The sequence below is a fragment of the Nocardioides sp. 616 genome, from assembly GCF_002930065.1.
Taxonomy (GTDB): Bacteria; Actinomycetota; Actinomycetes; order Propionibacteriales; family Nocardioidaceae; genus Nocardioides; species Nocardioides houyundeii.
Map to the genome: position 1 here is coordinate 53,058 of NZ_POAG01000020.1, position 12,259 is coordinate 65,316.

Here is a 12,259-nt window from a genome sequence, read left to right on the forward strand (position 1 = left end):
GCTGACGCTCGTGAACCAGATCACCGCGGGGGACCGGCGCCGATGGCCCCTGGTGCCCGGAGACCTGCTGCGGGCGGCGGCCCTGCTCAGCGTCGTGGTCAGCACCTTCACCGACGGCTTCATCGGGTTCGCCCTCTTCATGCTGGTGCTGGGAGGCGTCATGGTGCCCCGGGCCCTGGGTACGCCGGCCGTGCTGGACGTGGCCTACTGCGCCATGCTGCTCTTCGGCGCCTGGGCGGCCCAGCTCGACTGGTACCGGCGCGTGGGTTGGCTGGACGTGGTGGTCCACGCCTGCGCCACCGGCCTGGTCGCCGCCATCGGGTACGTCGCGGCGCGCCGACTGCGCCTGTTCTCCAACGACCAGCCCCGGGGCGGTGTCTGGCTGGTCACCGTGTGCCTGGGCGTGACCCTGGCGGTGCTGTGGGAGTTCGGCGAGTGGCTGGGCCACGCCCTCCTTGACGAGCACATCCAGGTCGGGTACGACGACACCATGGGCGACCTGGTCGCCGGCCTCGCCGGCTCGGTCGTCGCCGCCCTGCTGCTCGCCTCCCGGCTCCCGGCGCGCCGCCGGTGACCGGGCACCGATCGGCCGCCGGGCCGCAGGCAGCGGTCACCGTCTCGGTGGTGATCCCGGTGCTGGACGACGCGGTGGCGCTGCGCCACTGCCTGGAGCTGCTCAGCCGCCAGAGCCTGGCGCCGCTGGAGGTCGTGGTCGTCGACAACGGCTCGACCGACGACAGCGCGCAGGTGGCCAGGGACTTCGGTGCGGTGGTGGTCCACGAGCCGCGTCGCGGCATCCCGATGGCCGCGGCCGTGGGATACGACGCCGCGAGCGGGGAGGTCATCGCCCGGCTGGACGCCGACTCCCGCCCGCCGCGGCACTGGGTGGCGCGGGTCGCCCGGGCCATGTCGGAGGAGAGCCGGGACGCGGTCACGGGCGCCGGCTGGTTCTACGACCTGCCCTGGCCGCTGCGCACGCCGGTGGCCTGGATCTACCTGGGGGCCTACTACGCGCTGTGCCACCTGGCCCTGGGGCACACCGCCGTGTGGGGCTCCAGCATGGCGGTGCGGCGCACCACCTGGCAGGCGGTGAGTGCGCAGGTGCACCGTGAGGACCCCGAGCTGCACGACGACCTGGACCTGGCGTTCGTGCTGGGGCCGACCCGCCGGATCGTCCTGGACCCCACCCTCGGGGTGGGGGTGTCGGCCCGCTCGCTGCGCGGTGGGGCGCAGCTGCGCCGCCGGCTGGTGCGGGCGCTGCGCACCCTGCGGGTGAACTGGGCGGTGCAACCCCCCTGGCTGCGCTGGACCGAGAGGCTGGGGCGGGCGCTCAGCCGGAGAAGGTCAGCAGGATGAACAGCTGAGTGATGAGGAACCCGGTGAGGTAGTTCAACCACAGGAAGCGGCGCCATCCGTCGTGCGCCCGCTCGCACTCGGTGTCGCCCAGCCGCAGGTACGGCGCCACGTTGGCCAGGTAGGGCAGCACCAGGGCCGCGGCGAGCGTGGCGGGCCACGGCAGGGTCAGCAGCAGCAGCCCCGCCAGGAGGTAGGCGCCCAGGGCGAACCACGTGGTGCGCCGTGCTCCCAGCACGGTGCCCACCGAGCCGATCCCGCCGGCCCGGTCGGCCTCGATGTCCTGCACGGCCCCGAACGCGTGCGAGGCGACACCCCAGGCGAAGAAGCCGCCCAGTGCCGCTGCCGCCGTGCCGGTGACCGGTGCGTCGGCCAGCGCCAGCCCCAGCACGGCGGGGCTGACGAAGTGCGTGCTGGAGGTGAGCGAGTCCAGGAAGGGTCGCTCCTTGAACCGCAGGCCGGGCGCTGAGTAGGCGATCACCGCGAAGACGCTGACGCCCAGCACCAGCGTGGAGCGCAGGTCCCCCAGCGCCACCAGCGCGGCCACGAACGGGACGTTGAGGAGCACCGCGGACCAGATCGTCAGGCTGTGCACCCGACGGTCCAGGACCATGCCCTCCACGCCGCCCTTGCGCGGGTTGCGGATGTCGGACTCGTAGTCGAAGACGTCGTTCACGCCGTACATCAGCAGGTTGTAGGGGATCAGGAACCAGATGGTGCCCAGCACCAGCACCAGGTCGACGCCGCCGCCGGCCAGCAGGTAGGCCGCCGCGAAGGGGTAGGCGGTGTTGACCCAGCTCAGCGGCCGCGAGGACCCGACGACCTGGCCGAGCAGTCGGGCGCCGTCCCCGGCCTCGGCGGCCACGGCGCTCACCTCGTCCCCGGCTCGGTACGGCGTGCCTGCCCCTGGAGCAGGAGCCGCAGCGCGGGCAGCGCGGCCACGGCGGCCAGCGGCCAGGCGAAGTCCTCGATCGGAGCCAGGCCGATCATGACCCCCGAGAGCTGGCTCTCCTCGAAGCGGAACAGGTCCGCGGCGATCATCACGTTGTCGAAGACGGCGGTCAGGCCCATCATCGCGGCCGCGGTCGCCCCCGTGGCGGCCCACCAGGACCGGTCGGGGCGACGCAGCACCGCAGCGACCACCAGCAGCGCCGCGGCGCTGAGCAGGAAGATCCCGGCGAGTTCGGCGTAGGTCACCGGCGCACCTCCGCCCGCCACGGCGCTCGCAGGAGCAGGGAGTGCAGCACCATCGTGATGTAGCACAGGAAGACGATGAAGAAGATCTCCTCCACCGGAAGCTCGGGCAGCACCTCCAGCCCGGTCATCGCGGGGGAGTCTCCGCGCACGTACATGCCGAGCTCGATCGCGACCAGGTCCCACGCGATGAAGAACGCCACCCCGAGGCCCACCACACCGGCCGCCAGGCGGGGGCGGGCGAACAGGAAGAGCGACCACCGTCGGTCGACCAGACCCATGCACAGCGTGGACAGCACGACGAAGCCCAGGTAGAGCAGGCTCACGCATCCACCGCCGGGGGCACCGGGGACGGTCCGCTGGTGCGGTCGCCCCGCAGCCGCTTCAGGGTGAGCTCCGCGCTGATCAGGCACATCGGCAGCCCGATGCCCGGGCGGGTGCCGTAGCCGGCGTAGTGCAACCCGTCCACCTTCTTCGAGATGTTGTCGGCGCGCAGGAAGGCGCTCTGCCTCAGCACGTGACCTGGTCCGAGCATGCTGCCACGGTAGGAGTTCAGCTCGCCGGCGAAGTCGCCGGGGCCGAAGGTACGGCGTACCTCCACGCGCTCGGCGAGGTCGGGCACTCCGGCCCAGCCGGCGACCTGGGCGATGGCCGCGTCCACGATCTTCTCCACGTTCGGGCCGCCCCGGCCGTCGGTCCCGCCCCGTCCGATGCAGGGGTCTGCGGGGACGGGCACCAGCACGAAGAGGTTCTCCTTGCCGGCCGGGGCCACCTGGTCGTCGGTGGCCGAGGGTCGGCAGACGTAGAGCGAGGCGGGATCCGGCACCCGGGAGGGGTGGCCGAAGATGTCGTCGAAGTTCTGGTGCCAGTCGCGGGTGAAGAACAGCGAGTGGTGAGCCAGCTGGGGCAGGGCACCGTCGACGCCCAGCATCGCCAGCACTCCGCCCGGGCCGGCGTCCCGCTTGGCCCACCAGGACTCGGGATAGGTCTGCAGGTGCCTGGGCAGGAGTGCGGTCTCGACGTGGTGCAGGTCGGCGGCGCCGACCACGATGTCGGCGTCGAGCTCGTGGCGGGCCCCGTCGCCGTCGACGTAGGTGACCCCGCGAACGGCGGCGCGGCGGCCGCGGCCAGGGGAGGGTGCGGTGGTGCGGATCTCCTGCACCGTGCACCCGGTGTGCAGGTGGGCCCCGGCCTGGGCCGCCAGGCGGGTGATCGCGTCGATGAGGGTGGTGAAGCCGCCGCGCGGGTAGAGCACCCCGTCGGCCAGGTCCATCCAGCTCATCAGGTGGTACATGCTGGGCGCCCGGTCCGGGGAGGTGCCCAGGAAGACCGCGGGGTAGCCGAGCACCTGGCGCAGGCGCACGTCGTCGAAGCGGGCCGCCACGTGGGACTCCAGGGACCGGGTCAGCAGGGCGCCGAGCCGTGGCCCGTTGCGCAGCACGTCGGCGTTGAGCAGGGAGGAGCCGGAGTCGAAGCTGGTGTAGAGGAAACGATCGACCGCGAGGTCGTAGACATGCCGCGCGGAGTCGAGGTAGCTCGACAGCGCCGACCCGGCACCGGGTTCCAGGGACTCGAAGAGCCGCTCGTTCTCCGCCCGGGTGCCGGCGATGTCGACCGGCTCGGCATCGCCCTCGAAGAAGACGCGGTAGCCGGGGTCCAGGCGCACCAGGTCCAGCTCGGCGGCGGCCGAGGTGCCGAGCATCGCGAAGAAGTGCTCGAAGACCTCGGGCATCAGGTACCACGAGGGTCCGGTGTCGAACCGGTAGCCGTCGGTCTCCCAGAGCCCGGCGCGGCCCCCCAGCTCGTCGTGCTGCTCGAGCAGGTCGACGCTCCAGCCGTCGGTCGCGAGCAGGGCAGCGGTGGCGAGGCCGCTGATGCCGCCGCCGATGACCACCACGCGGCCCGCGCTCATCGGGCGCTCCGCAGCAGGCTGCCGACGACCAGGCGCGCCTTGTGCGGACCGGGCACCCGCACCCGGCGCCGGCGGATCTCGACGGCCGGGGTGGCGCGCAGCCGGGCGGACAGCTCGGCGAAGAGGTCGTGGGCCACCCGCACCGCCCGACGGCTGCTCGGCGGCAGGTCGGGGATCACCGCGGCCGCGGCGGCCAGGTCGAGGTCGATGTCGTCCAGGAGCGCGTCGCGCGTCCGGTCGTCGAGGTGCTCGGGGTCGAGCCCGGGGAAGTAGTGACGTCCCAGGTCCTGCTCGTCGGCGGCCAGGTCCCGCAGGAAGTTCACCTTCTGGAAGGCCGCACCCAGGCGCCGGGCGCCGGGGGCGAGGGCGTCGTACGCCGTGGCGGGGTCGGGCTCGTCGACCAGGAAGGCCCGCAGGCACATCAGGCCCACCACCTCGGCCGAGCCGTAGACGTAGCGCTCGAAGCTCTCCGCGTCGTGCTCGCTGCGGAACAGGTCGGTGCGCATCGAGGAGAAGAACGGGTCGATCAGCTCGGGGCCGATGCCGGCGACCCGCGCCGTGCGGGCGAAGGCGTGCACCACCAGGTTGGGGCTCATGCCGCGCACCAGGGCCGCGCGCAGCTCGCGTTCCAGGTCGTCCAGCGCCGCGGCCTGGTGTGCACGTGAGCCGTCCGGCCGCGGCGCGTCGACGACCTCGTCGGCCACCCGCACCAGGGCGTAGATGTTGCGCACCCGGGTGCGGACGGGCTCGGCGAGCAGCCGGCTGGCCATGCCGAAGGAGCTGGAGTAGCGCCGGATCACCAGCGCGGAGGCGGCCTCGGCGACCGCGTCGTAGAGCTCGAAGGGGTGCGGTGCCGGTCGGGACTCGGGCCCGCCCTGCGGGTCGGCCGCGCTCATGCCGCGCCCTCGCGCAGCATGCCGGACACGTCGCCCACCCGCTCGACCAGCCCGGCCGGCAGACCCAGGGCCACCGTGTGGCGCGCCGCCGCCGCGAGGTGCTCGGCTGCCAGGTCGCTGACGAACGCGTGCGAGCCACCGGCGCGCAGCGCGGCCCGGACCCGCTCCGCGTCCTGCTCGGTGAGCCGGGGGTCGCCCAGGTGGCGTCGCACCGTGGTCCAGGCCGGGGTGGTGCGCGCGTGCACGATCAGGGGAGTGCGCTTGCCCTCGCGGAGATCGCTCACCGCGGCCTTGCCGGTCTGCTCGGGAGTGCCGAACATGCCGACCAGGTCGTCGATGAGCTGGAACGCGACCCCGACCCGGCGGCCGATCTCGCCCAGACCGGCGACCACCTCCGGTGACGCGTCGGCCAGCACCGCACCGCACTGCAGCGGCAGCTGGAAGGAGTAGACGGCCGTCTTGTGCTCGGCCATCGTCAGGACCTCCTCCATCGTGGGCTCCTCCAGGCCGAGGGAGAGACGCACGTCCGCGAGCTCGCCGGCGGCCGAGACCCGCAGCGCGTGGTCGAAGAGGTCCAGCAGCCGGCGCACGGTCGAGGGTGGGACCGGGGCGGTGGCGACGGCACGGAGCGCGTCGGCGAGCGCGAGGTCGCCGGTCAGCACGGCACCGGTCAGGGCGTAGGAGTCGGCGCCCGAGGGGGAGGCGCCCGCCCGGGTCGCCGCGGACCGGAAGGCGCCGGAGGCGCTTGGCCGCCCCCGTCGTACGTCGTCCCCGTCGATGACGTCGTCGTGCACCAGGAAGGCGGTGTGCAGCAGCTCGACGGCGTCGGCCACCTGCGTCACGGCCTCGCCGGCCCGCCCGCCCAGCAGGTCGTGGATGGAGTGGACCAGGCGGGGTCGGAACTGCTTGCCCCCGGTCCCGGCCCGGGACAGGGCCGTCTCCAGTGCCGCATCATCGGAGTCCAGCGGAGTGCTCATCGCCGGCCTCCGGCGAGGGTCGGCGACCAGTCGCGCGCCTCGAGCCGGGGGTGCTGCTCGACCAGCCACGGGCTCAGCGCCCAGGGTGCTGCGGCCACCGCGGCCCGCAGCTCCTCACGGGTGACCCAGCGGAACTCCTCCGCCTCGTCGGGGTTGGGGGCGGGCGCCTGCTCGGTCTCGGCGACCCAGACCGGGCAGATCTCGTTCTCCACGGTGCCGGAGGCGTCGACCGCCCGGTAGCGGAAGTCCGGGAGCACCAGCTCCAGGTCGCGCAGGACCAGGCCCAGCTCGTGAGTCGCGTAGCGGTGCACCGCTGCCTCCGGCTCCTCGCCGGGACGCGGGTGGCCGCAGAAGGAGTTCGTCCACACCCCGGGCCAGGTTCGCTTGCCGACGGCCCGCCGAGTCAGCAGCACCCGTCTGTCCGCGTCGCGCACGTGGCAGGAGAAGGCCAGGTGCAGCGGCGTCCGGGTGGTGTGCACCTCTGTCCGCGGCGCGGTCCCGCACGGTGCGCCGTCGTCGTCCAGGAGGACGACGAGGTCGGGGGCCAGACTCACGACTGCCACGCTCCCAACGTCTCGTGCGTGCTGCCACGCGGTGGTCCGGCGCAGACCAAGAAACTGCCCCGGTGCACGTTGTTCGGACCCCGGCGCCAATCGGATTGGTCAGTTCTTGTCCATAATTGGTGAGGTGCCTCACTTCAGGACCATAGCCAAGTGTGGCCCGGGCGGCGAGCGCGACAGTGCGGAGCGGACGGCCTCAGCTCGCCTTCTTCGCCGCTACCTTCTTGGCGGCCGTCTTCTTGGTGGCCGTCTTCGTCGCGGCCGTCTTCTTGGCGGGTGCCTTCTTGGCCGTGGCCTTCTTCGCCGCAGCCCCCTTCGCAGGGGCCTCGTCGGCGGGCGCGTCGGCGGGCGCGTCGGCGGGCGCGTCGGCGGGCTCGTCGGCGGTCGGCACGTCCTCGCCACGAGCCTTCTTCGCGGCATTCACGGACTTCTGGAGCGCGGCCAGCAGGTCGACCACCTCGCCGGAGCTCTTGGTGGCGGTGGCGGTGCGCTTGACCTCGCCGCCCTCGATCTTGGTCTTCACCAGCGTCTCCACCGCGGCGGCGTAGTCGTCCTCGAAGTCCTCGGGGTCGAAGTCCCCGGCGAGCGTCTCCACCAGCATCTGGGCCATCTTGACCTCGTTGGTCTTCACCTCTCCGGCGTCGATGGAGAAGTCGGGGGTGCGGATCTCGTCGGGCCACATCATGGTCTGCAGCACGATCACGTCGTCGCGCACGCGGAGCACCGCCACGGAAGTGCGCTGGCGCAGAGCGACGGTGACCACGGCCATCCGGTCGGCGTCCACCAGGGCCTGGCGCAGCAGCGCATAGGGCTTGGCCCCGGACTTCTCCGGCTCGAGGTAGTAGCTCTTCTCGAACAGCATGGGGTCGATCTGGTCGCTGGGCACGAACTTCTCCACCGCGATCTCCCGCGAGGAGGTGGAGGGCAGCTCGGCCAGGTCGTCGTCGGAGAGGATCACCATCTCGCCGTCCTCGGTCTCGTACCCCTTGGCGATGTCGGCGTACGGCACCTCCTCGCCGTCGATGGAGCAGACCCGCTGGTACTTGATGCGGCCACCGTCCTTGGCGTGCACCTGACGGAAGGACACGTCGTGGGACTCCGTCGCCGAGTAGAGCTTGACCGGCACGTTCACCAGACCGAACGAGACCGAGCCCTTCCAGATCGCACGCACCTTGTTCTCCTCCGTTGGCCGATATCTGCGTCCAGTATCGCCCGAGAGCGCCCCCATCCGCGAGGATGGACGCCGTGCGTCCGATGCTTGCCACCAAGACCGACCGTGTGCCCACCGGCGAGGGCTGGATCCACGAGGTGAAGTGGGACGGCATGCGGGTGCTGGCGGAGGTCTCCGAGAGCGGCGCCCGGCTGTGGAGCCGCAACGAGAACGACGTGACGGTCTCCTTCCCCGAGCTCGCCGGTATGACCGGTCCTGGTGCGCTCCTGGACGGCGAGGTCGTGGCGTTCGACGAGGGGCGGCCCAGCTTCGGCGCCCTCGCCACGAGGATGCACCAGCGCAACGCCCGTCGGGCCGCCGCGCTCGCGGACAGCCGTCCGGTCACGTTCCTGGTCTTCGACGTGCTGCGCCTGGGGACACGAGACCTCACCGGCGAGCCCCTGTCCCGACGCCGCGAGCTGCTGGAGGGCCTGGGACTGGGCGACGACCGGTGCCAGGTGCCGCCGGTGTACGACGACGGCCCGATGCTGATGACCGCCACCCGGGAGCAGCGGCTCGAGGGCGTGGTCAGCAAGCGGCTCACCTCCCGCTACCACCCGGGGGTGCGGAGCCCCGACTGGCGCAAGCTCCCGCACCGGGACCGGACCTCGTGGGTGGTGGGTGGCTGGCGCCCGGAGACGGGCTCGGCCGATCGCATGGGTGCGCTGCTCGTCGGCGAGCCCACGCCGGCCGGGCTGGTCTACCGCGGCCGGGTCGGCAGCGGCATCGCCGGGAGCGCCGGCCCGCTGCTCGCCACGCTGCTCGGGCCGTTGGCGGTCGACTCCTCGCCGTTCGTCGACGAGGTGCCGCGGGTGGACGCGGTCGGCACCAGGTGGGTCAGGCCCGAGGTGGTGGTGGACGTGGAGTCGCTGGGCTTCTCCCACCATGACCGACTGCGCCAGCCGTCGTACCAGGGGGTGCGCAGCGACCTCAGCGTCACCGACCTGCTCGCCGACGCCCAGGGAGACCAGGGGCAGGCAGACCAGGGGCAGGGAGACCAGGAGCAGGGGGAGCACCGATGAGCGAGGTCCACGTCGAGGTCGAGGGGCGGACCCTGCGGATCACCAACCTGGACAAGGTGCTCTATCCGGGCACCGGGACCACCAAAGGTGAGGTGCTCAACTACTACGCCCAGGTCGCCCCGGTGCTGCTGCCGCACCTGGCGGACCGGTGCGTGACCAGGATCCGGTGGCCGCACGGGGTGGGCGGCGCGAGCTTCTTCGAGAAGAACGCCCCGGGCGGGACCCCGAGCTGGGTCCGGACCGCCACGGTGCCCACCACGGGGTCCCGGGCCGGGACCGGCGACTCCGACCGGCTGGTCTTCCCGATCGTGGACGACCTCGCCACCCTCACCTGGCTGGTCAACCTGGCCGCCCTGGAGCTGCACGTGCACCAGTGGACGGTCGACTCCCGCGGACGGCCCCGCAACCCCGACCGGCTGGTGATCGACCTGGACCCCGGCGAGCCGGCCGGGCTGCACGAGTGCGCCCAGGTGGCTCTGATGGTGCGGGACCGGCTCGCGGCCCGCGGCCTCGACTGCCGTCCGGTGACCAGCGGCAGCAAGGGCCTCCACCTGTACGCCGCCCTGCCCGGCCGGCTGGACAGTGACGGCACGTCGGCGCTGGCGCGGGAGGTGGCCGAGGAGCTGCAGAAGGAGCAGGGCGACCTGGTCACCGCGACCATGACCAAGTCGCGTCGCGGCGGCAAGGTCTTCCTCGACTGGTCGCAGAACTCCGGCTCCAAGACCACCGTCTCGCCCTACTCCCTGCGGGGTCGGCAGCGACCCACCGTCGCCACGCCGCTGACCTGGGCCGAGGTGGAGGCTGGTGCGGAGGACGCCCTGGCGCTGGACCAGTTCAGCCACGAGGAGGTGCTGGCCCGGATCGCCGAGCACGGGGACCTGTTCGGCGCCGAGGACTGAGGCGGCTGCGCGCAGGGCTCAGCGCTGGCGGGGCAGACGCGGGGGACGCGGGCCCTGGCGGTGCAGCTCGTCGACGAGCGCGCCGAACCGGGTCGTGGTGAGGTTCCGCGCGTCCGAGACGTCCTGGTTGGTCCGGCCCATGAGCCTGACCAGCTCGACGGCCTCGCGCAGGGTGTCGAGGGAGTCGACCAAGTGGATCTTGCCCTCCGCCTCGAGGTGACGCGCGAAGGTCATCTGGTGCCCGTCGACGTGCTCGCCGTGGGCCGGGTCGCGGGGGACCACGATGGGCGTGTGCCGTGCGCTGCGGGCCTCCATGATCAGGCCCGGACCGCCATGGGTGATGACCACGTCGACGGACTCCATCAGGGAGGCGACCTCCCGTCCGCCGAGCATCCGCCGGCCGGACAGCGTGCGGGGCAGCCGGGTGGAGCCGTGCTGGACGAACCAGGGCTCGGCGCTCTCGGCGGCCAGCGCCTCGGACCAGCGCACCAGCCGGTCGAAGGGGTGGTGGTCGGTGCCCAGCAGCACGGCCACGCAGGGGCCGCCCAGGGCACGGGGGACCCAGGGGACCAGGCGGGTGTCGACGTCGGAGGAGCGGAAGAAGCGCATGCTCACCACACCTGACCGAGCAGGACCGAGCCCTTGTAGAGGCGCTGCTGCTCGGGCCACTGCACCAGGAACAGATCGGTGACCGGACGGCACAGTCGAGCCGTCAGCGTGGGGGAGTCGATGCGGTCGAAGACCTCGAGATAGACGGTCTGGGCGCCGACGAGCCTGCGCATCCAGAAGAACGGCACCGCCACACCGGCTCCCGTGCTGATCACCATGTCGGGGCGGTAGTCGCGCAGCACCCGCCACGCCAGCCCGGCGTTGCGCACCAGGTTGCGGAGGTTGCGCGTCGTGGGGTGGTAGGCGTGGACCACGTCCTCCCTGGACAGCTTGGTCAGCGCGTCCTCGGTGTCGAAGGTCACCCACTGACGCTCGTGCTCGGTCCACCAGGGCTCGAGGCACATCAGCTGTGCCAGATGCCCACCAGATGAGCAGACCATCAGGATCTTCACATGTCTCCCGCACCGATACCGGAGCCCGCCAAGCAGGCTGCCGTCGATCCGACGGCTCGCTCACGGTAGGTAGTGGTGGGAACTCGTTCATCCCCAATACTGGGCATTCCTACCCAGGGGTAGTAAAAGGTGCCCAGTTCGTCGCCTCAGGTCGGGTCAGGTTGGGTCAGTGCGCGACGGGTGCGACCCAGCCGGCGTGGTGCGCCAGGCCGACGGCGCCGATCTGCGAGGTGACCTCGAGCTTGGAGAGGATCGACTTCACCTGGGTGCGGACGGTGGCCTCGGAGACGACGCTGGTCTCGGCGATCTGTCGCACCTGGCGGCCGTCCATCAGCTGGCCCAGGACCTCCGCCTCCCGGGCGGTCAGGCGGTTGAGCCGGTCCAGCAGCTCGCTGACCTGCGCCCGCTCCTCCTGCCAGTGTCGGACCAGCTCTTCCCGGGCCTCGACCGTCATCACCGGCCGGCCCTCGCCGATCAGGCGGATGGTGGAGAGGATCTCGTTGAGCGGGGAGGTCTTGACCATGACCTTGCGTGCGCCCAGACGCAGGCACTGGCCCCAGCGGGCGCGGTCGCTGCTGCCGGTGAGCACCACGACGGCGGTGCCGGCGCGAGCCACCGGCTCGATGAGGCGACTGCCGTCCGCGTTGCCCAGGTCCAGGTCGAGCAGCAGGACGTGCGGCTGGTGCCGCATGACGGCCGGCAGCAGAGTGGTCGCGGAGTGCAGGTCGGCGGGCAGCGGGACGCGGCGGACTTCGTGCCCCTTCAGCTCCAACGCGATCTGCAGCGACTCCGCGAAGAGGGTGTGGTCCTCGATGACGCACACCCGCGACGAACCCCTCATGCCCCTGACCTCCACTGCGTCGGTGTGCTCGAAACATGGGGGTGCGGTCACCCCCAGGACCTCGAGCCGAGCTGCGCCTTGGTGCTGAGCACAACTACTCGCCACAACCCGATGCTGGGAGAGTAGTTGCTATGGGCGAGCCCCGTCACCAGGTCCCAGGAAATCGGGGCCCGCCAGAGGGTCCTTCAGCGTGGTTGAGTCATCAATTGTGGGGATTAACACCCTGCGGCCCTTTTGGGTTGGTGGGAAACGACGCACCATGTCCCTCAGGTCCGCCGGGATCCTGGGGAGGACGGCGGGCCCGGCAGGGCGACGCCGCGGGCTGAGCGGCGTC

General features: G+C 72.1%; 15 protein-coding genes. 4 read left to right on the plus strand and 11 right to left on the minus strand.

Features of this window, described 5'->3' with window-relative positions; translation table 11 throughout:
• Positions 1-10 precede the first annotated feature (10 nt).
• A complete protein-coding gene (locus C5H89_RS13880; protein WP_205305032.1) occupies positions 11-574 on the plus strand; it encodes a hypothetical protein in 564 nt (187 codons plus the stop codon).
• Positions 571-1,356 carry a glycosyltransferase family A protein gene (locus C5H89_RS13885; protein WP_104107593.1) on the plus strand — a complete coding sequence of 262 codons (786 nt, stop codon included), beginning with the start codon at positions 571-573 and terminating at the stop codon, positions 1,354-1,356. Before C5H89_RS13880 ends, C5H89_RS13885 begins: the two co-directional genes overlap by 4 nt.
• Here C5H89_RS13885 and C5H89_RS13890 read toward each other — a convergent pair.
• The 8 genes from C5H89_RS13890 to C5H89_RS13925 form a co-directional block, all read right to left on the minus strand.
• Positions 1,331-2,227: a prenyltransferase gene (locus C5H89_RS13890; RefSeq protein WP_205305033.1), complete on the minus strand. Its 897-nt coding sequence runs from the start codon at positions 2,225-2,227 to the stop codon at positions 1,331-1,333. The genes C5H89_RS13885 and C5H89_RS13890 overlap by 26 nt on opposite strands.
• Entirely contained in the window at positions 2,224-2,550 is a 327-nt protein-coding gene (locus C5H89_RS13895; RefSeq protein WP_104107697.1) for a lycopene cyclase domain-containing protein, read from the minus strand. Before C5H89_RS13895 ends, C5H89_RS13890 begins: the two co-directional genes overlap by 4 nt.
• Entirely contained in the window at positions 2,547-2,873 is a 327-nt protein-coding gene (locus C5H89_RS13900; protein ID WP_104107594.1) for a lycopene cyclase domain-containing protein, read from the minus strand. Before C5H89_RS13900 ends, C5H89_RS13895 begins: the two co-directional genes overlap by 4 nt.
• Complete coding sequence (gene crtI / locus C5H89_RS13905; protein WP_104107595.1) at positions 2,870-4,459, minus strand: phytoene desaturase family protein; 1,590 nt, start codon at positions 4,457-4,459, stop codon at positions 2,870-2,872. The genes C5H89_RS13900 and crtI overlap by 4 nt, the downstream gene beginning before the upstream one ends.
• Positions 4,456-5,355, minus strand: coding sequence for a squalene/phytoene synthase family protein (locus C5H89_RS13910; protein ID WP_101523790.1), 900 nt, complete (start codon positions 5,353-5,355; stop codon positions 4,456-4,458). The genes crtI and C5H89_RS13910 overlap by 4 nt, the downstream gene beginning before the upstream one ends.
• A complete protein-coding gene (locus C5H89_RS13915) occupies positions 5,352-6,332 on the minus strand; it encodes a polyprenyl synthetase family protein (RefSeq protein ID WP_104107596.1) in 981 nt (326 codons plus the stop codon). Before C5H89_RS13915 ends, C5H89_RS13910 begins: the two co-directional genes overlap by 4 nt.
• Complete coding sequence (gene idi / locus C5H89_RS13920; protein WP_240181872.1) at positions 6,329-6,895, minus strand: isopentenyl-diphosphate Delta-isomerase; 567 nt, start codon at positions 6,893-6,895, stop codon at positions 6,329-6,331. Before idi ends, C5H89_RS13915 begins: the two co-directional genes overlap by 4 nt.
• 193 nt (positions 6,896-7,088) lie before the next feature.
• Positions 7,089-8,063 (minus strand): Ku protein, encoded by a 975-nt coding sequence (locus C5H89_RS13925; protein WP_104107597.1) that lies wholly within the window; start codon positions 8,061-8,063, stop codon positions 7,089-7,091.
• A gap of 83 nt (positions 8,064-8,146) precedes the next feature.
• Between C5H89_RS13925 and ligD (C5H89_RS13930) the strand changes: the two genes are divergently transcribed.
• Entirely contained in the window at positions 8,147-9,124 is a 978-nt protein-coding gene (gene ligD, locus C5H89_RS13930) for a non-homologous end-joining DNA ligase (RefSeq protein WP_104107699.1), read from the plus strand.
• A complete protein-coding gene (gene ligD, locus C5H89_RS13935) occupies positions 9,121-10,023 on the plus strand; it encodes a non-homologous end-joining DNA ligase (protein WP_104107598.1) in 903 nt (300 codons plus the stop codon). Before ligD (C5H89_RS13930) ends, ligD (C5H89_RS13935) begins: the two co-directional genes overlap by 4 nt.
• Before the next feature lie 18 nt (positions 10,024-10,041).
• Here the strand turns inward: ligD (C5H89_RS13935) and C5H89_RS13940 are convergent, their stop codons facing one another.
• From C5H89_RS13940 to C5H89_RS13950, 3 genes are all read right to left on the minus strand, one after another.
• Positions 10,042-10,632 (minus strand): glycosyltransferase, encoded by a 591-nt coding sequence (locus tag C5H89_RS13940; RefSeq protein WP_104107599.1) that lies wholly within the window; start codon positions 10,630-10,632, stop codon positions 10,042-10,044.
• A gap of 2 nt (positions 10,633-10,634) precedes the next feature.
• Complete coding sequence (locus tag C5H89_RS13945; protein ID WP_240181873.1) at positions 10,635-11,036, minus strand: UDP-N-acetylglucosamine transferase subunit ALG14; 402 nt, start codon at positions 11,034-11,036, stop codon at positions 10,635-10,637.
• Positions 11,037-11,250: 214 nt separating this feature from the next.
• Positions 11,251-11,925 (minus strand): response regulator transcription factor, encoded by a 675-nt coding sequence (locus C5H89_RS13950; RefSeq protein WP_101523795.1) that lies wholly within the window; start codon positions 11,923-11,925, stop codon positions 11,251-11,253.
• Positions 11,926-12,259 lie beyond the last annotated feature (334 nt).